The 23,033-nt window shown below is 66.4% G+C and carries 25 protein-coding genes; 9 read left to right on the top strand and 16 right to left on the bottom strand.

The window, feature by feature from the left end; genetic code table 11:
- Nucleotides 1–13 precede the first annotated feature (13 nt).
- The gene (locus K0B96_RS14040) at nucleotides 14–805 is read left to right on the top strand and encodes a heme-dependent oxidative N-demethylase subunit alpha family protein (protein WP_220161511.1); all 792 of its coding nucleotides are present in this window, start codon (nucleotides 14–16) and stop codon (nucleotides 803–805) included.
- Nucleotides 806–850: 45 nt separating this feature from the next.
- Entirely contained in the window at nucleotides 851–1,147 is a 297-nt protein-coding gene (locus K0B96_RS14035) for a hypothetical protein (RefSeq protein ID WP_220161510.1), read from the top strand.
- 102 nt (nucleotides 1,148–1,249) lie between these two features.
- On the opposite strand, the gene K0B96_RS14030 is transcribed toward K0B96_RS14035, so the two are convergent.
- From K0B96_RS14030 to K0B96_RS14020, 3 genes are all read right to left on the bottom strand, one after another.
- Nucleotides 1,250–2,092: an NAD(+)/NADH kinase gene (locus K0B96_RS14030; RefSeq protein ID WP_220161509.1), complete on the bottom strand. Its 843-nt coding sequence runs from the start codon at nucleotides 2,090–2,092 to the stop codon at nucleotides 1,250–1,252.
- 63 nt (nucleotides 2,093–2,155) lie between these two features.
- A complete protein-coding gene (locus K0B96_RS14025; protein WP_220161508.1) occupies nucleotides 2,156–2,908 on the bottom strand; it encodes a TlyA family RNA methyltransferase in 753 nt (250 codons plus the stop codon).
- 73 nt (nucleotides 2,909–2,981) lie between these two features.
- Complete coding sequence (locus K0B96_RS14020) at nucleotides 2,982–3,797, bottom strand: phytanoyl-CoA dioxygenase family protein (protein ID WP_220161507.1); 816 nt, start codon at nucleotides 3,795–3,797, stop codon at nucleotides 2,982–2,984.
- A 64-nt stretch (nucleotides 3,798–3,861) separates the two neighbouring features.
- Between K0B96_RS14020 and K0B96_RS14015 the strand changes: the two genes are divergently transcribed.
- Nucleotides 3,862–4,713 carry an AraC family transcriptional regulator gene (locus tag K0B96_RS14015; protein ID WP_220161506.1) on the top strand — a complete coding sequence of 284 codons (852 nt, stop codon included), beginning with the start codon at nucleotides 3,862–3,864 and terminating at the stop codon, nucleotides 4,711–4,713.
- Nucleotides 4,714–4,723: 10 nt separating this feature from the next.
- Here K0B96_RS14015 and K0B96_RS14010 read toward each other — a convergent pair whose 3' ends face one another.
- From K0B96_RS14010 to K0B96_RS13990, 5 genes are read right to left on the bottom strand one after another with little or no spacing between them, the layout of a single operon-like run.
- Nucleotides 4,724–5,557: an Fpg/Nei family DNA glycosylase gene (locus K0B96_RS14010; RefSeq protein ID WP_220161505.1), complete on the bottom strand. Its 834-nt coding sequence runs from the start codon at nucleotides 5,555–5,557 to the stop codon at nucleotides 4,724–4,726.
- Nucleotides 5,558–5,578: 21 nt separating this feature from the next.
- Nucleotides 5,579–6,130, bottom strand: a complete 552-nt coding sequence (locus K0B96_RS14005) for a GNAT family N-acetyltransferase (protein ID WP_220161504.1) — start codon at nucleotides 6,128–6,130, stop codon at nucleotides 5,579–5,581.
- Between the two features lie 8 nt (nucleotides 6,131–6,138).
- The gene (locus K0B96_RS14000; protein WP_220161503.1) at nucleotides 6,139–6,693 is read right to left on the bottom strand and encodes an HAD-IIIA family hydrolase; all 555 of its coding nucleotides are present in this window, start codon (nucleotides 6,691–6,693) and stop codon (nucleotides 6,139–6,141) included.
- Complete coding sequence (locus K0B96_RS13995; RefSeq protein WP_220161502.1) at nucleotides 6,690–7,664, bottom strand: bifunctional heptose 7-phosphate kinase/heptose 1-phosphate adenyltransferase; 975 nt, start codon at nucleotides 7,662–7,664, stop codon at nucleotides 6,690–6,692. The genes K0B96_RS14000 and K0B96_RS13995 overlap by 4 nt, the downstream gene beginning before the upstream one ends.
- A complete protein-coding gene (locus tag K0B96_RS13990; protein WP_220161501.1) occupies nucleotides 7,661–8,797 on the bottom strand; it encodes a M24 family metallopeptidase in 1,137 nt (378 codons plus the stop codon). Before K0B96_RS13990 ends, K0B96_RS13995 begins: the two co-directional genes overlap by 4 nt.
- A 51-nt stretch (nucleotides 8,798–8,848) precedes the next feature.
- Here K0B96_RS13990 and K0B96_RS13985 point away from each other — a divergent pair, with 51 nt between their 5' ends.
- From K0B96_RS13985 to K0B96_RS13975, 3 genes are all read left to right on the top strand, one after another.
- The gene (locus K0B96_RS13985) at nucleotides 8,849–9,388 is read left to right on the top strand and encodes a DUF192 domain-containing protein (protein WP_220161500.1); all 540 of its coding nucleotides are present in this window, start codon (nucleotides 8,849–8,851) and stop codon (nucleotides 9,386–9,388) included.
- 83 nt (nucleotides 9,389–9,471) lie between these two features.
- Nucleotides 9,472–10,164, top strand: coding sequence for a hypothetical protein (locus K0B96_RS13980; protein ID WP_220161499.1), 693 nt, complete (start codon nucleotides 9,472–9,474; stop codon nucleotides 10,162–10,164).
- 92 nt (nucleotides 10,165–10,256) lie between these two features.
- The gene (locus K0B96_RS13975) at nucleotides 10,257–10,520 is read left to right on the top strand and encodes a glutaredoxin family protein (RefSeq protein WP_220161498.1); all 264 of its coding nucleotides are present in this window, start codon (nucleotides 10,257–10,259) and stop codon (nucleotides 10,518–10,520) included.
- Nucleotides 10,521–10,610: 90 nt separating this feature from the next.
- Here the strand turns inward: K0B96_RS13975 and K0B96_RS13970 are convergent, their stop codons facing one another.
- The 3 genes from K0B96_RS13970 to K0B96_RS13960 form a co-directional block, all read right to left on the bottom strand.
- Nucleotides 10,611–11,534: an NADP-dependent oxidoreductase gene (locus K0B96_RS13970; protein WP_220161497.1), complete on the bottom strand. Its 924-nt coding sequence runs from the start codon at nucleotides 11,532–11,534 to the stop codon at nucleotides 10,611–10,613.
- Between the two features lie 166 nt (nucleotides 11,535–11,700).
- Nucleotides 11,701–12,810: a glycosyltransferase family 2 protein gene (locus K0B96_RS13965; RefSeq protein ID WP_220161496.1), complete on the bottom strand. Its 1,110-nt coding sequence runs from the start codon at nucleotides 12,808–12,810 to the stop codon at nucleotides 11,701–11,703.
- A 513-nt stretch (nucleotides 12,811–13,323) separates the two neighbouring features.
- Nucleotides 13,324–13,722 carry a YXWGXW repeat-containing protein gene (locus K0B96_RS13960; RefSeq protein WP_255558696.1) on the bottom strand — a complete coding sequence of 133 codons (399 nt, stop codon included), beginning with the start codon at nucleotides 13,720–13,722 and terminating at the stop codon, nucleotides 13,324–13,326.
- Between the two features lie 206 nt (nucleotides 13,723–13,928).
- Between K0B96_RS13960 and K0B96_RS13955 the strand changes: the two genes are divergently transcribed.
- Complete coding sequence (locus K0B96_RS13955) at nucleotides 13,929–15,512, top strand: hypothetical protein (RefSeq protein WP_220161495.1); 1,584 nt, start codon at nucleotides 13,929–13,931, stop codon at nucleotides 15,510–15,512.
- A gap of 28 nt (nucleotides 15,513–15,540) precedes the next feature.
- On the opposite strand, the gene K0B96_RS13950 is transcribed toward K0B96_RS13955, so the two are convergent.
- The 3 genes from K0B96_RS13950 to K0B96_RS13940 are packed head-to-tail and all read right to left on the bottom strand — an operon-like array spanning nucleotide 15,541 to nucleotide 18,546.
- Nucleotides 15,541–16,383: a sugar phosphate isomerase/epimerase family protein gene (locus K0B96_RS13950; protein ID WP_425602946.1), complete on the bottom strand. Its 843-nt coding sequence runs from the start codon at nucleotides 16,381–16,383 to the stop codon at nucleotides 15,541–15,543.
- Nucleotides 16,380–17,483 carry an FG-GAP repeat domain-containing protein gene (locus K0B96_RS13945; protein ID WP_220161493.1) on the bottom strand — a complete coding sequence of 368 codons (1,104 nt, stop codon included), beginning with the start codon at nucleotides 17,481–17,483 and terminating at the stop codon, nucleotides 16,380–16,382. The genes K0B96_RS13950 and K0B96_RS13945 overlap by 4 nt, the downstream gene beginning before the upstream one ends.
- 4 nt (nucleotides 17,484–17,487) lie before the next feature.
- Entirely contained in the window at nucleotides 17,488–18,546 is a 1,059-nt protein-coding gene (locus tag K0B96_RS13940; RefSeq protein WP_220161492.1) for a Gfo/Idh/MocA family oxidoreductase, read from the bottom strand.
- A 111-nt stretch (nucleotides 18,547–18,657) separates the two neighbouring features.
- On the opposite strand from K0B96_RS13940, the gene K0B96_RS13935 reads away from it, so the two are divergent.
- Entirely contained in the window at nucleotides 18,658–19,392 is a 735-nt protein-coding gene (locus K0B96_RS13935) for an AraC family transcriptional regulator (RefSeq protein WP_220161491.1), read from the top strand.
- A 46-nt stretch (nucleotides 19,393–19,438) separates the two neighbouring features.
- Here the strand turns inward: K0B96_RS13935 and K0B96_RS13930 are convergent, their stop codons facing one another.
- The gene (locus tag K0B96_RS13930) at nucleotides 19,439–20,497 is read right to left on the bottom strand and encodes an NAD(P)-dependent alcohol dehydrogenase (protein ID WP_220161490.1); all 1,059 of its coding nucleotides are present in this window, start codon (nucleotides 20,495–20,497) and stop codon (nucleotides 19,439–19,441) included.
- Between the two features lie 95 nt (nucleotides 20,498–20,592).
- The gene (locus tag K0B96_RS13925; protein WP_220161489.1) at nucleotides 20,593–21,582 is read right to left on the bottom strand and encodes an aldo/keto reductase; all 990 of its coding nucleotides are present in this window, start codon (nucleotides 21,580–21,582) and stop codon (nucleotides 20,593–20,595) included.
- A 228-nt stretch (nucleotides 21,583–21,810) separates the two neighbouring features.
- Between K0B96_RS13925 and K0B96_RS13920 the strand changes: the two genes are divergently transcribed.
- Nucleotides 21,811–23,031 carry an MFS transporter gene (locus K0B96_RS13920; protein ID WP_220161488.1) on the top strand — a complete coding sequence of 407 codons (1,221 nt, stop codon included), beginning with the start codon at nucleotides 21,811–21,813 and terminating at the stop codon, nucleotides 23,029–23,031.
- Nucleotides 23,032–23,033 lie beyond the last annotated feature (2 nt).

The raw sequence follows: 23,033 nt of genomic DNA, 5'->3' as shown, positions 1-23,033 counted from the left end.
CGGAGGCGCGCCGATGGTCGCTCTCGCCGAGTTGTTTCCCGCGGGCGATTTCCGGTTTCACCTCACGCTCCGGCGCGGAGCACCGGCGGAATTTTTCGGTCTGCAGGACGCGAGTGGCGAGCGGTTGCGCGAACGCCGGCGCTGGCTGGCGGAGGATCCGGCGCGTTATGCCGCGCTGACAGCGGCGGGCGCGGTGGTGCTGGCGGAGTTCGCGGCGAATGCGGTCGAGTGGCGTCTGCCGCGGCCGGATGCGGCGGAGGATATCGTCGCCTGGGGCGCGAGCGCGGAGCCCGATCTGTTGTTTTTACGCGCCGATGCGGCGGGGCGGTTTCGGCTGGAAGGAGGCGCGTTGTGTTTTCCGACGGGGTGGGCGCTGCAGGAGAAAATGGGTCGCACGCTCGATGAGATTCATGGCGTGGTGCCCGGGTTGAATGCGGCGCTCGCGAGCCCGATCCAACAATTTCTCCAACGTCTAAAACCGGGTGTGGCGTGGCGGCGGGCGAATTGGGGCCTGGCGGCGACCGCGGAGTTGAACCTGCATCCGGCTCGGGCGGTGCCGGCGCCGGCGCTGCCGGTGCGCCTCGATGCCTTGTGGCTGCGGGTGGAGGAGCAGGCGCTCGTCGCCCTGCCGCGCTCGGGCGGAATCGTGTTTGGGATTCGCATCGCGTTGCACCGGCTCGATCACGTGACGGCGGAGCCGACGGTCCGCGCCGGGCTCCGACGGGCGCTGGAAACGATGCCGGACGATCTTGCAATCTATAAGCGGATCGAGCCGATCCGCGCGGCGTTAACGTGCGCGTTATAAACAAGCTCGATTTTTCAGGGCGACTTCGCATCGTCGCACCCGCTTATGAAATTACCCATTCGAAAACTCCTCCTGCTCGTTGGCGCGATGTCGCTGGCGGCTGCCTTCACCGTCCCCGCCCTCCACGCTCAAGAAGCGACGGATGCGCCGAAAGCCAAAAAGGCCCACAAGGTCTCGGCGAAGGATCTGGCGAAATATGATACGAACAAGGATGGCGTCCTCGACAAGGATGAGCGCGCCGCGATGAAGGCCGACAAGGCCAAGATGAAGGCGGAACGCGAGGCCAAGAAGGCGAAGAAGGATGCGGCCATGGGTGAAGACCAGCCGCAGACCGAAAAGTAAAACGCGGCCCTGCGCGGCCTTTCTTTTTTCCGCCCCGGCTTTGCGCCGGGGCTTTTTTTTGGAACCCCGCGGACGCGCCGGCGGCGGGAGGCGGCCGGCGGTTTAGTGGGAGTTATCCACGAGGTTGCCCGTCCACTGGAGCTTCTCGCGAACGACCGCGAAATGAGAGTAAGCGACGCGTTGGGCGAGCGGGAGGCGTTGCTCCGCAATGGAAATCTCCACCGGGGAGCCGACGCCGACCTTGAGGTTGCGCTGGCCATCCATGGCGACGAGGAGGCGGGCGCCTTCGGACCGGTTGAGCACGCGAAGTTTCACGGTCTCGCGGAATATAATCGCGCGGTTGCTCAAGGTGTGCGGACAGATCGGGGTCATCGCGATCACGCCGGCGGAGGGGTGGATGATCGGACCGCCCGCGGAAAGATTGTAGGCGGTCGAGCCGGTCGCGGTCGAAAAGATGAGGCCGTCGCAGCTATACTCCGTGACGAGTTCGCCATCGGCGAACACCGCGAGGCGCACGATGCGGGAGTTGACCTCGTCTTTGATCAACACGTCGTTGAGCGCGAGGTCGTGCGAGCGCGGACCGGTGGAGCACACGAGCATCGAGCGGCGATCGATATGGAAGGAGCCCTGCAGCAATTCGTCGAAATGGGCGCGGGCTTCGTCGGCGGAAAAGGTGGTGAGGAAACCGAGGCTGCCGCGGTTGACGCCGATGATCGGCACTTGGCGGCGGGCGGATTCGCGGGCGACGCCGAGCAGCGTGCCATCGCCGCCGATCACGCAACAGGCATCGACGTCGTCGAGATATCCCTTCGGCAGCGGGAAGCGGGTGGTCTGTTTGATCTTCACGCCGGCATGGCGGGCGCATTGCGCGAGGGTGCGGGCGAGTTCGGGCGCGCCGGCTTTGTCGGTGTTGACGACGAACGCGAGTCTGCGGATGGGCTTCATGCGGGGAGGAGCATTAATGCACAGTTCACGGGTTTAATCCAAGTCGCGAGCGGGTCAGCGGTCTCAAGGGGAGGTTTTACGCAGGGCGAGGAGAAACTCGCGGTTGCCATCGGCGCCGGTGATGGGGGAGTCGATCGAGCCGAGCAACTGCGCGCCGCGGAGGTGGCCGAGGGCAAACTCGCGGACCCGGGCGAGTGCCGCGGCCTGCACGGCTGCGTCGCGGATCACGCCCCGCCCGCGGTCGACTTCGGCTTTGCCGGCCTCGAACTGGGGTTTGACGAGCGCTACGAGGGTGCCGGTGGTCCGCAAGAACGGCCACACGGCGGGGAGCACGGCGGTGAGGGAGATGAACGACAGGTCCATCACGATGGCGTCGAATTCCGCGCGGGGCAGATCGCCGGGCGCGAGATGACGGGCGTTGATTTTTTCGAAATTCGTGACGCGCGGATCGGCCCGAAGCCGGGCGTGCAACTGCGCGCGACCGACATCGACGCAAACGACATCCGCGGCGCCGGCCTGGAGCGCGCAGTCGGTGAATCCGCCGGTCGAGGCACCGACGTCGAGCACGTGGGCGCCGCGCAGGTCGAGGGCGAAGTGCTGCACGGCCGCGGCGAGTTTTTCACCGCCGCGGGAAACGAACCGCGGGGGCTGCTCGACGGACACGGCGAGGTCGGTCGCGAATTCTTTGCCGGGTTTGTCGAGGCGCTCCGTGCCGTGGAGCACGCGGCCGGCCATGATCAAGGCCTTGGCTTGCGTGCGCGATTCGGCGAGCCCGCGGGAGACGAGCAGTTCATCGAGGCGAAGTTTCGACGGCATCCGGCGGTGACTCAATGCATGCCACCGGCCGGGTGCAAGGATGCGGCGGCGCGCGGTCGGGCGCGCCGGGCAATTAAGCGGATACGGGCGGGAAGAGTTCGCTCTCGAGCGGATCGCCGACCTTGAAGCCTTGGTTATTGGTGACCATGTGATCGGCGCCGGTGTAAGTGGTGTGGTCCGGCATGTAGATGATCGCGATCGCCTCGCGCATGTCGTCGGAGCGGTTGGGGCCGGCGTAGTGGAAAGTGAGGCCGTTGTGAAACGTGCAGGAGCCGGCCTTGAGGGGACAGGCCACGGGTTTAAGACCGCGGGTCTGCGGGGCGACTTTATACAGCTCCTGCGGCTCGGCGAGGTTGACCGGTTCGATGCCGCGCAGTTTGTGCGTGCCGGGAAGAAACGACATGCAGCCGTTTTGGATGGTGGTGTCCTTGAGCGCCAACCACAGCGTGGTCTGGAGTTCCTTGGGCTCGTGGGGCCAGTAAACGGTGTCCTGATGCCACGGCGTGTTGGCACCGGTGCGCGGTTCCTTGAACAAGGCCTGATCGTGCCAGATGCGCGCGGGCGCGCCCATGAGGCGGGCGGCGATGTCGCCGAAACGACGCAGGAGGACAAACTTCGCGACCGAGGGATGACGACGCCAGAGATTCACCTTCTGAATAAAAATCTGTTCGTAGCTGTTCTTCGGGCGATTGGGGTCCTGATCGCGCGACTCCTCGCGCACGGCGGACTCCACCGCCTCGCGCAGCTCGGTGAGTTCCGCCGGCGAGACAACGGCGTCGAGTTGAATAAATCCGTCGCGCCGGTAGGCGGCGATTTGCTCGTCAGTGAGGGGATAACGATCGTTCATGGTGGCGGGAAGATAGCACAAGGGCGGGGTCGGCGCTTGCATGCGGCGGGGAAAAACTTGAACGTTTCCGGGCATCAAGGCGCGCTTCACGATCACTCAACAGACGGTGCAGCTCAGCGCCACGCGGCCGTTGAACGTGGAGCCGTTGGCGATCAACGCCGACATCGCCCCGCACGATCACGACTATTACGAGATTTGCCTCATGGTGCGCGGCCGGGTGGAGCACGAAGTGGCGGCGGGGCGGCAGCGGTTGCGGCCGGGTTCGGTCGTCGTCGTGCCGCCGGGAGGCGTGCACGCGTTTTGGAGCGCGAAAGACGTGCAGGTGATCAACGTTTACTATCTTGCGGAATGGCTGGCGGCGGGCCTGAGCGCGCACGGCAGCGAACGCGGTTTGGTGCCGCTCTTTCTGGCGCAGGCGTTGTTTCGGCGGGAGTGGGCGACGCGGCCGACGGTCTTCGAGCTGGGGGCGTCGACGGCGGCGGCCGTGACGGTGGAGTTGACGGAGATCCGGGAGGAATTGGCGGCGTCCTGTCCTTCACCGCTGTTTGTGCGAACGGCGTTTTTGAAGTTGCTCGTGCGGCTCGCACGCGCGGCGGCGGTGCCGGGCGACGAGTTTTCCACGGCGGTGCGCGCGGTGTTGAACGACATTGACGCGGTGGTGGAGCACAACGGGCGGTTCGACCTGCCGTCGGTGCTGCGCACGTGGCCGGTGTCGGCGGATCATGCGAGCCGGCTGTTTCGCGAGGCGACGGGGTTTTCGCCGCTGGAATACTATCAACGCCGCCGGGTGCAGCAGGCGAGTGCGCGTCTGCTCGACGGCAGCCGGACGGTGACGGAAGTGGCGCTGGCGTTGGGCTTCGCGGATGCGGCGCACTTCAGTCGGGCGTTTTCCAAGTATGCGGGGCTGACGCCGCGCGCGTATCGGCAGAAGTATGGCGTCGGCGGCAAACGGACGTGAGCGGCGGACGTCAGCGGCGCGGATGCAGTTTTTGGCGGGCGGGGGACCAGCACGTGGTGCGGCCGCCGACTTCCTCCCGGACGAGCGGTTTTTTGGTGATCGGGCAGAGGCCGCCGTCTTCCCAGCGGTGCCAGAAAAGCCAGGTGCGCGGGATGTGGACGTTGAGGTCGGGCGGGAGCTTGCCGCCGACGCCGGCGATCGTGCGCAGCGCGAGTCGCGCGACCTGGCGGCATTCGCGCCAGAGCGTGCGCACTTCGGCGGCGGTGAGCGAACCGGCGAGGCGTTGCGGATGAATGGCCGCGCGCCAGAGGATTTCGTCGGCCATCCAGTTGCCGATGCCGGGAAAGCGTTCCTGCATGAGGAGGACCGCTTTGATGGGCGCGCGACGACGGCGGCGGAGAAACGCGGCGACGGCAGCGGCGGTGAAGGCGCGCGAGAGGAGGGGCGGAGCGATCTTCGTCCACCACGCGGGTGGCCCGGCGCCGAGGTGGAAATCGACGCGGCCGAACATGCGTGGATCGGCGAACACGAGGGCGCGCTGCGCGGTGCGCAGGACGAGATGATCGTGTTTGGCGGGGACGTAAGCGGAGGTTTCCACGCGCAGTTCGCCGCTCATGCCGAGGTGCACGCCGAGCCAGCGGTCGCCGTTGAAATGGAACAGCATCTGTTTCGCCGCGGCGGCGGAGTCGAGGAGACGTGCACCGGGGAGTTCGCGGGCGAGCGCGGCGGGATCGGTGCCGCGAAATATTTTGGCGCGCGGATGCGTGAAGACGGCGGCGATGCGTTCGCCCTCGGCGACGCTCCAGCGTTTGCGGAAGAATTCAACCTCGGCGAGTTCGGGCATGGCGGGACGGTGGAGCGATGGTCACGCCGGGGCGGAGGAGGTGGAGGGCGCGGGCGGAGCGGACAAGATGTAGATCACGGAGGAGCGAACGCGGCCATTCCACGTGGTCTTGTCGTGGGGACGCACGTGGTCGAATGTGGCGCCGAGTTTTTCGATGGCGCGACGCGAGCGGTGGTTGAGTTCGTCGGTTTGCAGCATGACGTGCGCGACGCCGAGCTCGGTGAACGCGTGGCGCAGGAGGAGTTCCTTGCATTCGCGATTGATGCCGGTGCCGTGGAACGGAGTGGCCAGCCACGTGGAGCCGATTTCGACGGTGCGGCGGGCGGCATCGTGGTGCCAGAACGAGGTGCTGCCGATGTGTTCTCCACGGGTGCGATGGAAAATGGAATACGGTTGGCGGGCGCCAGTCGCCGCCTGTTCGAGTGCGAGGGTGACTTCGGCGCGCATGGTCGCGGCATCGATCGGCGGCGGACGCAGCCACCATGTCCACAACGTGGGATCGGCGGAGTAACGGAGAAAATCGCTGACGTGGTCGAGCGAGAGCGGGACGAGCGAAATGGTGGGACCTTCCATGCGCGGGCTCACCGGAGCGTGGCGGCGAAGTGGGCGAAGGTGGGGAAGACGGGGAGCGCGCGCTCGGCGACGAGAGGGAGCGTGCGCGGGTCGACTTTGCCGGTTTGCACGGCGGCGACGTTGATGCCGGCAGCGAGGCCGGCGCCGAGGTCGGCGGCGGAATCGCCGATCATCCAGCACTGCTGCGGGTCGAGCGCGTGTTTCGCGAGCGATTCAAGGATGAAACGCGGCGAGGGTTTGCGGTAAACGACGGGCTGGCCGGGCGCTTCAGGTGCGATGCAGATATCGGTGAACAGCGGCGGCGGCAGGCCGAGGAGTTCTTCGAGGCGGGCGTTGACGCGCAGCGTGTGTTCCAGCGTGTGCAGGCCGCGGCCGATGCCGGATTGGTTGGTGAAAAGGAAGAGCAGGTAACCGAGCTCGCGCGCGCGGCGAAGGGCGTCGGCAGTGCCGGCGATGAGTTCCACGCCGGCGGGGTCGGCGAGGTAAACCTTGTCGATGATCAGCGTGCCGTCGCGGTCGAGAAAGAGGGCGCGGCGCGAGGGCGGCGGAACGGAGGCGGTCACCGTTGGTTCACGTAAGCGACCAGTTCCTCGGGCGTCACGGTGGCGGTGCCGAGTTTGCCGACGACGACCCCGGCGGCGGCGTTGGCGAAGTGCGTGGCGTTTTCCAGACTCGCCCCGGCGGCGAGGCCGAGCACGAGGCCGGCGAGGGCGGTGTCGCCGGCGCCGGACACGTCGAACACTTCGCGCGCGGCGGTGGGAATGATTTTGATGACCTTGCCGCCCGAGCTCAGGAGCATGCCGTCTTCACCGAGGGTGATGACGAGGTATTTGGTCGCGTAGAGTTTATGCAGGCGGGCGCAGACTTCGGCGGCGGGAAAGGGCGCGTGCGGGACGGGCTCGAGGCCGGCGAGTTGGAGCGCTTCGCGTTTGTTGGGCGTGATGAGATCGAGATCGCGAAAGGCGAGCTGGCGGCGCGGCTTGGGGTCGAGCGCGACGAGTTTGCCGGCGCGGCGGGCGAGTTTGGTGACGCGCGCGACGAGTTCGTTGCTGAGAATGCCTTTGGCGTAATCGGAGAGGACGACGGCATCGCACGCTTGGATGGCGGCGCCGAAAATGGTGGCGGCGTCGGGGGCGTTGACGGCGTAGGCAGGCGGGGCGGCTTCGCGATCGAGGCGGCAGAGTTGTTGATGCTGCACGAGGACGCGCGTCTTCACGATGGTGGGCGCGGTGCCGGGGGTGTTGACGTGGGCGATGCGGTGGGTGCGGAGAATTTCGCCGAGGCGATCACCGGCTTCGTCGCGGCCGATGTAGCCTGCGAGGGTGCATTGGGCGCCGAGCGAAGCGATGTTGAGGGCGACGTTGGCGGCGCCGCCGGCGGTCCAGCTATCGCGGGCGATATCGACGACGGGCACGGGCGCTTCGGGGGAGATGCGCGTGGCGTCGCCCCAGATGTAGTGGTCAAGCATCACATCGCCGACGACGAGGATGCGGACGCGCGCGATCTTTTTGAGGAGGGCGGGGAGACCTTTCATCGCAGTTCCCATTCGTAGGGGTAGGAGGAGAGCATTTTCGGCGTGCGGGCGGTGACCTGGACGACGTCTTCGATGCGGCAACCGCCGAGGCCGGGATAATAGAGGCCGGGCTCGACGGTGACGACGGCGCCTTTTTTGAGCGGCATCGAGATTGCGCCGGAGAGGCGCGGCATTTCGTGGATGGCGAGGCCGAGGCCGTGGCCGGTGCCGTGGAAAAACCCGACGGAGCCGTTTTTCGTGTGTTCGGTTTTGTAACCGGCGGCGGTGAAGGTGGCGGTCACGCGGCCGTGGATGTCGCGGCCATCGACGCCGGCGCGGATGGCGCCGAGGGCGGCAAGTTGAGCGGCGCGGACGGTGTCGACGAGGCGGCGTTGTTCGGTGGAGGCGCGGCCGCGGAGGAAGGTGCGCGTCATATCGCCGTAATAGCCGGTGGCGGACACGCGCGGAAAAATATCGAGGATGATGAGCTCGTGCGGGCGGAGTTCGCCGGAGCCGCGTTCGTGGGGATCGCAGGCTTGGTCGCCGCCGGCGACGATGGTGCCCTGGGCCAGGCCGCCCTCGGCGAGGATGGCGCTGTCGATGGCGAAGCGGAGGCGTTCGGAGGTGAGCGGGCGGCCCTCGTGGAGGAGAGTGCGGCCCTTGATGCGCGTGGCGCGGAGGATTTTCTCGGCGGCGGCGAAACCGACGGCGCTGAGGCGGTTGCCCTCGGCGATGGCGGCGGCTTCGCGGGCGGTTTTGAGTTCGCGTTCGGGGAAGAGCGGGCCGTCGGCGAGGGTGAGTTTCACGCCGAGGGCGCGGAGTTGTTCGAAGAGGCCGGCGGGAAAATCGTCGGCAACGCGAAAGGCCTTCACGCGATAGGCGCGGGCGACGGTGGCGATGATTTCGGCGGGGCCGGGGCGGCCGGGAAAGCGGGTGGCGGCGCGGTCGCGCCAGTCTTCGAGCGAGAGGACGTCGTCGAGCGTGCGGGCTTTGCGCACCCGGCCGAGTTCGAGGGCGCTCAGCAGGGCGATGCGTTTCGCGCCGGCAGTGAAGGCGATGAACGGATCGGGCACGCTGACGCGGCTGAAGTAGAGTTGATCCGGGTTGGAAACGGAGTCGGCGTAGAGGAGCGGGGGGAGGGGGGAGAGAGGCACGGTGCGTTCGGGAGTTGAGTTGCGCGAGGCGCGGGATTAGCGACGGGCGCGATGAAAAACGCAAATCCGGTTTCATGGGTCGCGCGGGCGCTGGCGGTGCTGGGCGCCGTGGCGATGATGACAGCGGCGGGCTGCAAAGACGACGCGCCGCCGGCCGCGCCGAAGACCGTGGCGGATCATTTCACGATCAAGATTGGCGATGTGCCGACGCATTTGCAGGTGGCCGTTTACATGACGGAAATGCAGCGCGGCCTCATGGGGCGCACGGATCTCGGGCCGGACGACGGGATGATTTTCATCTACGAAAAACCGCAGCGGATGAGCTTCTGGATGCACGACACGCCGACGGCGCTGGACATCGGATTTTTCGATGGCAGCGGGGAGTTGCGGGAGGTGTTTACGATGAAGCCGTTCGACGAGACGACCGTGAGTTCTTACAGCCAGTCGTTGCGGTTCGCGGTCGAGATGAAGGAGGGCTGGTATGCGCAACATCAGGTGAAGCCGGGCGCGAAGCTCGACACGGGAGCGCTGGCGGCGGCGTTGAAGGCGCGGGGGTTTAATCCAACGCGTTACGGGCTGGCGTTGCCCTGAGCGGCCGAGCGCGGGAAAGGATCGGCGGCGGCGTGGCGCGGTGACGCGAACCTGCCGGCAGCGCCGGGGACCAAGCGCCAGGTATGGAAAAGAAAACGAAGAGCGTGCGGTTCAGCCAGGTGGTGGCGCGAAGCGGAGCGCCGGAATTGCATTCGTTGTGGCTGGCGCCCGCGAAGGATGCGGCGTTTCAAAAGGCGTTGAAAAGCGACCGCGTGATGACGGTGCTGACCGCGGCGGGCGGGGCGCACACGGAGCATGGGGTGGTGGGCTACGAGTCGGGGCCGAGGGCGCAATTTCTGGTGTTTCCGCGTTCGCTGAAGGCGTTTGCGGGCCGGCGCGTCGTGGGGATCAAATACGACCTGTTGCAGGAGCCGGCGGGAGGGGAGTCGTTTCGGCCGCCGGAGCCGCGGCGGAAGGCGCCGCCGCCGAAGCTGCATCTCGCGATCGTGGACGATGAGGCGGAGGATGGGGCGAAGCCCGCGCGGACGGCCCGCGCGCGGCCGAGCGTGAAAGAAAAGGTAAAGGGAACGGTGGTGGACTTTGAGCCGCCACCCGCGGCGAAGAGCGAGGCAACGCCAAGTGCGCCGCGACGGACGGAAAAGGTGCGAGCGAAGATGGCGAAGCGGGCGGCGGGCAAATCGACCGCGGGCGCGGACGCGGGAAGGCAACTTGCGCGGTTGAGCGCGGAGGTGAAGCGCGCGTTGAAGGAGTTGAAGCAAGGGAAGGCGGTGGCGGCTTATCAACGACTGACGGCGGCGATCGCGGCAGACGAGTGAAGGCGGGACCGCGGCGACCGCGGGGTGTGATCACGGGTGGCGAGCGCGGACGCGGCGGGAACAACGCGCGAGGCGGCGGCACGATGAGGGCGATGAGTGCCGATTACCCTATTCTCTACGTGAAGGCGGGCTGTCCTTGGTGCCACGAAGCGGTGTCGTTTCTGGACGAGCACGGCGTGAGCTACCGTGAGGTGGACGTGTCGGCGGACCAAGGCGCGTTTGACGAGCTGCGGCGCAAGTCCGGCCAGACGAAGGCGCCGACGCTGGACTGGCACGGCGACGTGCTGGCGGATTTTGGCGTGGAGGAACTGGTGCCGTTTTTGCAGAAGCACGACGTCAAGTTGGAGGACAACTGACGGGTTGCTCGCGGCTGATGCGGCGAGTTGGGAGCGCGAGCCGGCAGCGGGCGCGGCGCGAGCGGCAGGGGCCGTGGCGGCAGAAAAATTTCAGGCGACGGTCAGGACGAGTTTGCCGGTGGAATGTTCGTGTTCGAGTTCGTCGTGAGCCTCGCGAGCGTCGAAGAGCGAGTGGGTGTGGCTCACGGCGACGCAGACTTTGCCGGCATCGATGAGCTTCGCGATCGCGACGAGTTGTTCGCGGCGCGGTTCGGCCATAAAAACGCTGACGTGCGCGTGATGTTTGCGGGCTTCTTCGACGGAGGGTTGTTGGAGGGTGGAGACGAGTGTGCCGCCGTTTTTCAGCACGGCCCAGGAGCGGGTCTGCGTATCTCCGCCGATGAGATCGAAAACGAGGTCGATGTGGGCGGTGCGGTCTTCGAAGCGTTGGGCTTTGTAATCGATGACCTCGTCGGCGCCGAGGGTTTGCACGAGATCGACATCCTCGGGGGAGACCGTGGCGATCACGGTGGCGCCTTTGGCTTTGGCGAACTGCACGGCGAAGTGTCCCACACCGCCGCCGGCACCGTGGATGAGCACGCGTTGTCCCGCCTGGAGCCGACCGTGATCGAAGAGCCCTTGCCACGCGGTGGTGGCGGCCAGAGGCACGGCGGCGGCTTGGATGTAATCGAGGGAGCGCGGTTTCCGGGCGACCTCGTTGGCGCGAGCGAGGGCGAATTGGGCGTAGCCGCCGCTGTGCGAGCCGAGAAATGCATACACTTCATCGCCGGGCGCGAGGTCGGTGATGCCGGCGCCGACATCGGCGATCGTGCCGGCGACATCGCGACCGAGGACGGCGGGCAACGTGATGGAGGCGCGGTGAAAGTGACCGGAACGGATTTTGTAATCGATCGGATTCACGCTCGCGGCGTGGACGCGGATGAGCACTTCACCGGCTTGAGGTTCAGGGCGCGGCAAGTGGGCTGATTCGAGCACGTCGGGGCCGCCGAAGGAACGGAAGATGACAGCGTTCATGAGACAGCATAGTGCATCGGCGCGGGCGGCACTATCGGAGGCGCGAGCGAACGCAGGCTCAGGGTGCGCGAGAAGATCGGGTCAGGCGAACGATGGCGGGCGCCGAGGCGCGTGATCGCGGGTAGGCCGCCGAACGTTCGCCAGGCGCGGCGCGCGGGCGAGGCGTTCAGGCGCGGCGGGAGAGCTGGGCTTTGACGGCGAAGGTCTCGCGCACGAACTGGGCGAGCGCGAGCGGGAGATAGCCGCCGGCGGCGTGCAGGCCGCGACCGAGATCACGCAACGCTTCGCGGGTGCGATGGCGTTTGGCGTGCTGGATGGTTTGCGCGAACCAGGCGCAGCCGAGCGCGATGGCGAGCTTGCGGCGCCAGTGCGGGACGGGATGCGGGGGATGAAAGCGCGCGGCGATGCGCAGGAGGAGGTTTTCGACGTCATCCCAGTTGCGATCCTTGTTTTCGCAGCGCAGCCAGAAATCGCGGAGCGCGATCATCTCCTCTTTGCTGACGTCGATGTTGCAGGCGCGGGCGATTTCTTCGCGGCAGGCGAGCAGGCTGGCGTCGGCGTAGCGAAAGGCGTGCTGCCGGCTGACCGAGTGGGGATTGTCGGCGCGCCAGAGATAGAGCGGCTCGGGCACGACGGCCCAGCGGGTGGCGCGCACCATGCGCAGCCAGAGTTCAGTCGCTTCGCTGAGATGATATTTTTCGCGATAGCCGCCGAGCGACCGCACGAGACTCGTGGAATAGAGCACCTGGCCGTGAGCGTTGAGGCGGTTGTAGAAAAGGAGGAAGAAGGGCAGCATCTCCTGTTGGAAACGGATGCCGCGCCAGCCGGGAATGCGGCGCTGTTGCGCGTCGATGACGTCGAACGGCGAGGTGACGAGGCCGATGGAAGGATCGGCGCGCACGACGGCCATTTGTTTCTCGAAGCGCGTGGGCAGCGAAATGTCGTCGGCGTCCATGCGGGCGATCCAGTCGGCGCGCGCGAGCGAGATGGCGCGATTGAGGGAGCGGGTGACGCCGATGTTTTTGGCGTTGGGATAATCGCGAATGCGGGCGTCGCGCAGGGCGTAGTCTTCAATACGTTCGCGGGTGCCATCGGTGGAGCCGTCGTCGATGATGATGAACTCGAAGTCGCGCCACGTCTGGCTCAAGACGCTTTCGATGGCAGGGATGAGGTAGCGACCCGCGTTATAGGCGGGCATGATCACCGTGAGCGCGGGGCGCGTGTCGGGAGATGAGACAGGGGCGGTGGGTGGTGGGTGGTCAGCGGCGGCAGTCATGACGGCAGGCGGGGCGACGGAGCGGGTGAGCGCAGGTGCACGGATGGGCGGCGACGTGAAACGTCGAAAGGGAAGTTCTTGGTGGAGAGAGGCGGAGCGTGGATTCGCAGCATGCGAGTGGGCGCAGAAGGGACGACGCGACGACCGACCTGAAGGGGAGCCAACTGGCGGGCGCGAGAAGGATTTTCGCGGATTCGCCGAGCGCTCGGTCTGGTCGGGGTCTTGTCGTCCAGCGACACTTGAACCCGGCGGCGGGCGGGCGTTGCAGGGGAAGCGGGATTCCAGCGTTTGCCTCAGGAGGATGTTGCGGGTTTCCCCGACCGCAGGTCGAGCCTGCCGCCGCGAGCGCGCCGGCTTCAAGGAGACCGCGCACAGACGGGCGCGGAACGTCGGAAACAAAAAAGCCGCGGCGATAAAGCCGCGGCTGAGAGAGTCCGGTGCAGAGGCGGGTGGGCGGAAAACGAGTCGCTGTGGCTCGATTTCCGGAGCGCCGATTCCCGGGGGGATGGCGGCTTAGTTCCAGTGGCCTTCGTAGAACCGATACCCGTTGCCCTCCGGCTCCCAGTGTGGGGGGACCCATTTCGACATGGAGTTGGGCGGGAGCTCCCAGTGGCCGCTCACCCATTGGTATTGGTTGTCGCGCCACGTGTAGTAGCCGGGCACCCAGACGTAATCGGCCGACGGACGCGCGAGCACGACCTCTTGATGAGGCGGTGGCGGGGTTTGCGTGACGATGACGGTCTGGGGCACGGGCGTCGCCATCGTGGTCGTCGTGGTGACGGGGGTTTGTTGCACGACGACCGGCGTGGTTTGCGTGGTCGTGGTGGTGGTGACCGGTTCCGGCGGGGGCGGAGCGGAGAGGACGTGCGAGTCGGTTGAGGAGCAACCGGCGGTGAAGGCGAGGCAAGCCACCGCGGCGGAGGTGATCCACAGCGGGGCACGAGTGGGGGTGGAGTTTCGATTTTTCACAACTCACTCCGCAGACAGCGCTTGCGGGGAGCGGTTCTCGCCTGCGGCGAGGGCGCGGGAAATATACGATGGCGAGACGGTGCGGCGGCGGAGAGCGGAACGGGAAGTTTGTATTGAAGGAGCGGTGGTGCGGGGTGTTCTTTGGCGACATGAACTTACGCATCGGAATGGCGGCGCTGGCGGTCGCGGTGGCGGCGGGCGTCGAGCGGGCGGGGGCGGCGCCGGAAATTTATTTTGTCGGGGTCGAAAAGGAGCGGAATTACGTGATGGCGGATTCGGGGTTGCCCGGCGCGGCGCTTTATTCGGCGGCGGACGAGAGTTATCCATTCCGCTTGAACGTGTCGGTCGAGGGCGCGGATCTGAGCGGGATCGCGGCGCCGACGTGGACGATTCCGGCGAGCGGCACGGGAGGCACGGCGGCACTGGCGTTCGACACGACTCAGCTCGCGTGGAAAAAGCAGGTGGGTTTCGCCACGCAGGCGGCGCTGGATGCGGCTTATCCAGATGGGACTTATGCTGTGACGGCGAACGGGCTGACGCGGACCTTCGCGTTGGAGGGCGACCTTTACCCGAACGCACCGGCGGCGACGGTGAGCGGCGGGCGCTGGGCGAACGGGGTGTTGTCGGTGAACCCGGCGCAGGCGTTGACGATCAACTCGGGGCAGTTCGCGGCGTTCGCGACGGCGGGCGAGGTGGGGCATATTTTGATGACGGTGAATGGCGAAGGCGTGGCGGTGAGCGAAGAGAGCTTTTCGAATCCGTCGTTCGCCAACTACCTGCACACCGACGCGGTGGAGCACACGTTTCCGGCGGGGACTTTTGTCGAAGGGAAAACGTATCAGGTGGAGATCGGGTTCAACTCGGCGGCGGACTTCGGCACCGGTTACGGGAGCGCGACGGCGGTGGCGCTCTACACCAGTTCGTTGCGATTTCTGATTCGCGGCGACGCGGCGGGGGCGGCGACCAGTTATTTGTCGAATCTTTCGGTGCGGGCGGCGATGACGCCGGATCAGCCTGTGATCACGGGGTTCGTGGTGGGCGGCGGGAGCAAGCCGGTGTTGGTGCGCGCGGCGGGGCCGGCGCTCGCGAAATTTGGGGTGCCGGGTGTGAGTGATCCGCTACTGAAGCTTTACGACGCGGCGGGAACTCAGGTGGCGGAGAACCAAGGCTGGCCATCGGACTACGGCACAATTTTCGAGGCGTTGGGGGCGTTTCCTTTCGCGCCGGGCAGCAAGGACGCGGCGCTGCGCCATGCGGTGGCTGGCGCCTACACGGCGCACGCGTCGGCGAGCGACAGCGGAGTGATGCTGGTGGAGGTTTACGATGAAGCGCCGGGGCCGGGCGCGGGGCTCACGAATATTTCCGCGCGCTATCACGTGGGCTTGGGCAATAATATTCTCATTGCGGGTTTCGTGGTGGTCGGCACGGGCACGAAGCAGGTGTTGATTCGCGGCATCGGGCCAAAGCTGGGGGACTTTGGCGTGACGGGCGCGCTGGCGGATCCGCAGTTCGCGGTGTTTGACGACCAAGGGACGCTCGTGGCGGAAAATGATAATTGGAACGACGCGCTGGGGGCGACGTTCACGCAAGTCGGGGCGTTTGCGCTGACGCCCGGCAGCAAGGATGCGGCGCTCCTCGTGACGCTGCCCGCCGGCAAAGCCTACACGGTGCAGGTTTCGGGCGTGGGGCTGACGACGGGCGAGGCGTTGATGGAAGTTTACGCGGTGCCGTGACGCGCGCCGCGCGGCTGCGCCGAGGGAGTCAACGCGCCAGGTTTTCGCGGATGAACGCGAGGCCGGCGGTGTAAACGTCGCGCGGGTCGGCGAACAAGTCGCGCCAGACGCGCGTGGCCGCGGCGAGTTCGGGGAGGGCGCGGCCGAAGGCTTCGATCACGAGCCAGCGATCGTAGCCGATCGCGCGCAGCGTGTCGAAGGTGGCGCGCCAGTTGACCTGGCCGGTGCCCGGTGTGCCGCGGTCGTTTTCGCTGAGGTGCACGTGCACGAGATGTCCGCGCAAGGCCGCGAGGGCGGCGGCGGGATTCTTTTCCTCGATGTGCGCGTGGAAGGTATCCCACATGCAGCCGCAGGCGGGATGGTTGACGGCTGCCACGAGGCGGAGGTTGTCGGCGGCCGTGGTGAGAAAATAATTTTCGAAACGGTTCAGATATTCGATCGCGAGGGTGATGCCGTGCGCGGCGGCGTGGTCGGCGACGGTGCGAAGGGTTTCGACGCCGCGGGCGTTTTCGTCGGCGGTGGCCGGCACGCCGCTGAAGACGCCGAGGGGCGAATGCAGCGGGCCGCAGAGGACTTCGGCGCCGCATTCCGCGGCCCGATCGAGGACCCAGCGCAGGCGGTCGACGGCGGCGGCGCGTGCTTTTGCGTCGGGGCTGATCGGACTGGCGTCGGGCGACATGACGGTGACGGCGGTGGTGCCGAGGCCGAGGTCGCGGAGTTTGGCGCCGAGCGTGCGATAGTCAGCGGAGGTGCCCTCGAAGATCGGGATCTCGACGCCGTCGTAGCCGGTGCGCCGAAGGTCGGCGAGGAGCGGATCGTGCGCGGACGTGACGTGCGTCGTCCAGAGCAGGAGGTTCATCCCGATTTTCATGCGTTGCCCTCGTTGTAGTAGATGACGAGTCCGTCCTTGCCGGGGGCGACGACATCGAGGCGACCGTTGCCGTTGAGATCGGCCACGGCGAAGTGAATCCCGAGGCCTTTGCCGGTGCCGAGCGGGCCGAAGTCGATGACGTGTTTCACGAAACACTCGCCGGTCCACTTGAAGACATACCAGCCGTAAGGATCCTTGTCGCCCTCGTCGCCTTGGGGGTGGGCGCGGAAGCGTTTGCCGGTGATGAGCTCGGGCGCGCCGTCGCCGTCGATATCGAGCCATTGCAAGTCGTGATACTGGCTGCTGAGCGGATCGATGTCGTGCCGCCGCCAGGTGCGCGCGCCGTCGGCGGCGAGCGTGTAATCCCACCACGAGAGACCGTAGGCATGGCCTTCGCCGAGGATGAGTTCGTTTTTGCCGTCGCCGTTGAGATCGACGACGAGGATCGGCACGCTGGGGGCGCGGCCGAGGTTGAACTCGGGGTGCCAGATCCACTCGTCTTCGTAAGGGCGGGCGGGCGCTTCGAGCCAGCCGTGGGTGAGGACGAAGTCGCCGCGGCCGTGGCCGGCGAGATCGCCGAAGCCGAGACCGTGGCCTTGGGTGTCGTTGGCGCGGCCGCGGAATTTCAGTTTGTGCGCGGCAAACTGACCGGTGCCGCGGCCTTGGGCGTCGCGGAGGAGTTTGTAGACGACGAGCGGACCGCCGGGGGTGTTGGGCACGAGTTCAAGTTCGCCGTCGCCGTCGACATCCCACGCGCGCGTCGTCTCGATGTGACCGGTTTCGGCGATGATGTGCTCAGGCCACTCCTGGCCGGCGACGCCGGGGTTCTCGCGCCAGCGGAGCGTGTTGCCCCACCAGCCGCCGGTGATGAAATCGAGGCGGCCGTCGCCGTTGACGTCCATCGGGATGGTGGAGAAGTCGTCGTAGTATTCGTCGAAGGCGGCGACGGTGCCGAGGCGGTGCTGGCGGCGGAAGTCGGGGCCTTCATACCAGAAAGCGCCGCTGACGATGTCGGGGATGCCATCGCCGTTGACGTCGAAAATACCGGCGGATTCGTAGCGTTCGGCGGCGAGGACGCGTTTGCGAAAATGGAGGGCCATGGCGTCAGACTCCTTTGAGCAATCGGATGTAGTCGCGGGCGAGGCGGATGTCTTCGAGCGCCTCGGGCGCGAGGCAGGGGGCGGGTTGTTCGCCGCGGATGGCTTTGATGAAATTGAGGGCCTGATTGCGCATCGCGTGGACCCACGGGAGGGTGGGTTGGAGTGAGACGGGCGTGGCGCCGTGGCCGGGGTCTTTGAAGATTTCCACGTGGCCGGGGCGATTGAACGCGAGCGGCGCGGGGAGCGAGAGGCGGACGAAGCCGCGCTCGAAGGCGACGAGGGCTGTCTCGTGCCAGTCGAGGGTGGTTTGATACGCGGCCATTTCGAGCGTGCAGGGAATGCCGCTGGCGCTGTGGCCGACGAGCAGCACGCGCGCGGGATCGGCGTAGGTGACGCGGTAAGGTTCGCCGACGAGGAAGCGCAGGAGGTTGACCTGGTGAATGTAGTAATTCACGAACGCCTCGTATTCCTTGGCGGTGACGTCGTCCATGTCGGCCGGCGGAGGGTCGTTGGCGAGCGGCGACAGGACGTCGGTGGATTCGATGTTGTCGGTCCAGCCGGCGGCGACCCAATCGCCGGGGGGCATCGCGATGCGCACGTAGGTCAGGCGGCCGAGTTCGCCGGTGCGCTTGAGCTCGTCGATGGTCTTCTTGGCGAACTCGGACGCGGGGTCGCTGCGTTTGTGGTAACCGACCATGTGCCAGGTGCCGGCGGCGGCGACGGACTCGACGATGCGTTCACCGACGGCGACGGAAGCGGCGAGGGGTTTCTCGGTGAAGATCGGGACGCGGGCTTGCGCGATTTCGGGGACGAGCACGCCGTGGCGCGAGAACGGCTGGGAGGCGACGATGCCGTCGACGTGCTCCTGTGCGAGCATGGCGGCGATAGTGGGGTAGGTGCGCGGGATGTTGTATTTGCGGGCGACATCTTGCGCGAGCCGGGGGCGGAGTTCGGCGAGGGCGACGACTTCGCAGTCATCGTGGAGCGTGGCGTAGTTGCGGAGGTGGGCGGCCTGGCCCATCCCGCCGACGCCGGCGAAGGCGAGTTTGATTTTGCGGGGCATGCCCGCGGAGACTAGCAGCAATCAGGGCTGGCGTGAATGGCCGGCGTTGCCAAGAGTTGTCAGAAATTGCCCCACCGAAGGATACCCTCCGAATTCATCAGCGGCGGTGAAGTGCTCCCGAAACGGGGCTGGCACCTGCCGCGGCACCACCACCCGTTTCACGAATTGATCGTGGTGCTGGATGGGGCGATGGAAGTGCGCACGGATGACGGCGTCGTGCAGGCGGAGGCGGGCGATGTGTTGTTCTACCGGGCGATGTGTCCGCATGAAGAGACGGCGGACAACGCGCGGCCGGTGAGCACGTTTTTCATCGCATTTCAGGCGGACGCGGCGGCGGTGGACGGGTTTCCGTGGCGGTTGCGCGATGCGGATGCGCGGGTGCGGCAGATGGTGGCGTGGCTGGTGCGCGATCACGTCGCGGGCGTCGCGCCGGAGGAGGCGCGGGCGCTGTTGCGGGCGGTGGTGCGGGAGTTGCAGCGGCTGTGTGCGTCGCCGCCCGATCCTTGGCTGGGGGCATTGCGCGACTACATGCAACACAACCTCGCGCGGCCGGTTTACTTGGCCGATCTTGCCCGCCGGGCGGGGATGAGCAAATTCGCGTTTGTGCGGAAATTCAAACGCGTGAGCGGGCGCACGCCGATGCGGGAGCTGCAGTTGCTGCGGGTGAACCAAGCGCGCGCGATGATGCTGGCTTCGGCGTTGCCGGTGAAGGCGATCGCGGCGGCGGTGGGCTTGAACGACGAATATCAGCTCTCGAAATTGTTTCGCCGGCACCTGCGACTCTCGCCGCGGGAAATGCGGGCGCGGTCGCAGGCAAAACCGGCGGCGGTGAGGGAGGCGGAGTGACGCGGCACGTGGAGCGGCGGGCCGCAGCGCGGCGCCCGCCGCGGGCTCACGCGAGCGAAGCCATATCGATGACGAAGCGGTATTTCACATCGCCCTTGAGCATGCGTTCGTAGGCGGCGTTGATCTGATCCATGCGGATCATTTCGATGTCGGCGGTGATGCCGTGCCGGCCGCAAAAATCGAGCATCTCCTGCGTCTCCGCGACGCCGCCGATGAGCGAGCCGGAGAAGCTCTTGCGGCCGAAAATCAGGGACATGGGTGCGACGGGGAGCGGCTGCCCGGGCGCGCCGACCAACGTGAGGTTGCCGTCGACGGCGAGGAGGGCGAGGTAGGCGTTGATGTCGTGGTCGGCGGAGACGCAATCGAGGATGAAATCGAACGTGCCGGCTTGTTTCGCCATGGCGTCGGGTTCGCTGGAGACGACCACCTCGTGGGCGCCGAGCCGGATCGCGTCGGCCTCCTTGCGGGCGGACGTGGTGAAGACGACGACATGGGCGCCAAACGCCCGGGCGAATTTCACGCCCATGTGGCCGAGTCCGCCGAGGCCGACGATACCGACTTTTTTGCCGGGGCCGACCTGCCAGTGGCGCAGGGGGGAGAAGGTCGTGATGCCGGCGCACAGGAGTGGCGCCACGCCGGCGAGGTCGAGGTTGCCGGGGACGCGCAGGACAAAATGTTGGTCGACCACGATCGTGGCCGAGTAGCCGCCGTAGGTGGGGAGGTTGAGGTGTTTATCCTGCGAACCGTAGGTCATCACCATCGACGGGGAGAACTGTTCCAAGCCCTTGCGGCAATAGGGGCAGCTCAAGTCGGCATCCACCATGCAGCCGACGCCGGCGATGTCGCCGGGTTTGAACTGCGTGACGTCCGCGCCGACCTTGGTGACGCGGCCGATGATCTCGTGGCCGGGCACGGCGGGATATTGCGTGAAGTGCCATTCGTTGCGCGCGAAATGGAGGTCGGAGTGACAAACGCCGCAGTAGAGAATGTCGATTTCAACATCGCGGCTGGTCGGCTCGCGGCGCGGGATGGTGGCGGCGGCGAGCGGGGCGGAGGCGCTGGCGGCGGAGTAGGCTTTGACGGAACGGGCGACGGGTTTGGACATGGGTTGTAACGGATGAGAATCGGGCGAAAGCGCGAGCGTCAGGCACGGTATTGGTTTTCTCTAACGGGCGCCATGGCTCAGTTGTGGGTGGAGCGTTAGCGGCTGACGGCGGCTTGTAAATGCGCCGGGTAGCGGTCGCCCTGCACAGGGATGCGTTCGACGGCCGCGCGGAGGCGTTGCGTGTCGTCGGCGGTAAGCACGACGTCGACGGCGCCGAGATTTTCCTCGAGCCGGGGAAGTTTGGTGGTGCCGGGGATCGGCACGATCCACGGCTGCTGGGCGAGGAGCCAGGCGAGCGCGATTTGGGCGGGCGTGATATTTTTCTGCGCGGCTATTTCGCTGATGACGTCGATGAGCGGTTGATTGGCGCTGCGCGCGGCCGGCGAAAAGCGCGGGAGCGTGCGGCGAAAATCCTTCGCCTCGAACGCCGTGCGGTCGTTGATGGCGCCGGTGAGGAAGCCGCGACCGAGAGGGCTGAACGGCACGAAGCCGATGCCGAGTGTCGCGCAGAGGGGGAGGATTTCTTTTTCGGGTTCGCGCCACCAGAGCGAGTATTCGCTTTGGAGGGCGGCGACGGGTTGCACGGCATGGGCGCGACGGAGGGATTCCGGACCGGCTTCGGAGAGGCCGAAGTGTTTCACCTTGCCGGCGGCAATCAGCTCTTGGACGGCGCCCGCGACGTCTTCCATGGGCACGGCGGGATCGACGCGGTGTTGGTAGAAGAGGTCGATGTGGTCGGTGCGGAGACGCTGCAAGGCGGCATCGGCGACGGCGCGGATGTGTTCGGGGCGGCTGTTCAGGCCGTTCATGGCGTCGTGGGCGTCGAACGTGAAGCCGAACTTCGTCGCGATCACGACGCGGTCGCGGAAAGGGGCGAGGGCTTCGCCGAGCAGCTCTTCGTTTTTCCCGCGCGCGTAGGCTTCGGCGGTATCGAAAAAGGTGACGCCGCGGTCGACGGCGGTGCGGATGAGGCGGATCGCGTCGGTGGTCTGAATGGCCAAACCGTAGGCGTGGTTGAAGCCCATGCAGCCGAGGCCGAGGGCGGAAACTTCGAGGCGGCTTTTCCCGAGCGTGCGTTTTATCATCGTGCGTCCTGCGATTGGGCGGGGACTCTACACCGGAAACGTCGATCTGTCGCGCCGGGGAATGCCGATCACGGACGTTTTCCGCCTTCGTGAGGCGGGCGAAGCGAGAACCATCGTCCGCGAAGGCGGGAGAGGGGAAGGCCGGAGCGGAGCGACAACGCGAGCATCGGGCGGGGGGGCCGGCGAGACTTGACCGGCGGGGGCGGGGGCGCGATGAGTAGCCCCTTTATGTCCGCATCGACATCCTCCATGGGCGCCTCGACGCATCACGTGCAGGAGACCGTGACGAAGGTCCTCCTCGCGTTGAGTTTCTCCCATCTGCTGAACGACACGATCCAGGCTTTGCTGCCTTCGATCTATCCGATGCTGAAGGATTCGTTTCAGTTGAGCTTCACGCAAATCGGGTTGATCACGCTGACGTATCAGATGACGGCGTCGTTGTTGCAGCCGCTGGTGGGCGTCTACACGGACCGGCGGCCGAAGCCGTATTCGCTGGCGGTGGGGATGGGGTTCACGCTGGTCGGCATCGTGATGGTGGCGTTGGCGCCGAATTTCCACATGTTGCTGGTCGCTTCGGCGCTGGTGGGGACGGGCTCGTCGGTGTTTCACCCGGAGGCGTCGCGCGTGGCGCACATGGCGGCGGGGCAGCGGCACGGGTTTGCGCAGGCGGTGTTTCAGGTGGGCGGAAATTTCGGGACGTCGCTGGGGCCGTTGCTGGCGGCGTGGTTCATCGTGCCGCATGGGCAGCGTTCGATCGTGTGGTTCGCGGCGCTGGCGCTGCTGGGGATTTTCGTGCTGGCGCAGGTGGGCGGCTGGTATGCGCGCCACATGGAGCGGGCGAAGAAGCGCGGGACGAACGCGGCCGTGGTGAAGGCGGACCTGCCGCGCGGGCGCGTGGCGCTGGCGATCTCGGTGCTGCTGGCGCTGGTGTTCTCGAAATATTTCTACCTCGTGAGCCTCACGAACTATTACACGTTCTACCTCATCCACCGGTTCGGTGTGTCGGTGCAAGGGTCGCAAATCTACTTGTTTGTTTTCCTGTTCGCCGTGGCCGCGGGGACGATTTTGGGCGGGCCGCTGGGCGACCGGTTTGGGCGCAAATATGTGATTTGGTTTTCGATTCTCGGCGTGGCGCCGTTCTCGCTGGTGCTGCCGCACGTGGGGTTGGTGGCGACGGTGGTGTTGAGCGTGTTCATCGGCGCGATTCTGGCGTCGGCGTTTTCCGCGATCCTTGTGTATGCGCAGGAGTTGATTCCGGGGAAGGTGGGGCTCGTCGCCGGGCTGTTTTTTGGCTTCGCGTTTGGCATGAGCGGAATCGCGGCTTCGGCGCTGGGCGTGCTGGCGGATCATACGAGCATCGAGCATGTGTTCGCGCTCTGCGCGTATCTGCCGTTGATCGGGATCCTGACGGTGTTTCTGCCGAACTTGCGGCGGCGGGCGGCGGCGTGAGA

Source organism: Horticoccus luteus (assembly GCF_019464535.1).
Lineage (GTDB): Bacteria > Verrucomicrobiota > Verrucomicrobiia > Opitutales > Opitutaceae > Horticoccus > Horticoccus luteus.
Note: the sequence above shows the minus strand (reverse complement) of the source record. Positions and strands in the feature narration are given on the sequence as shown.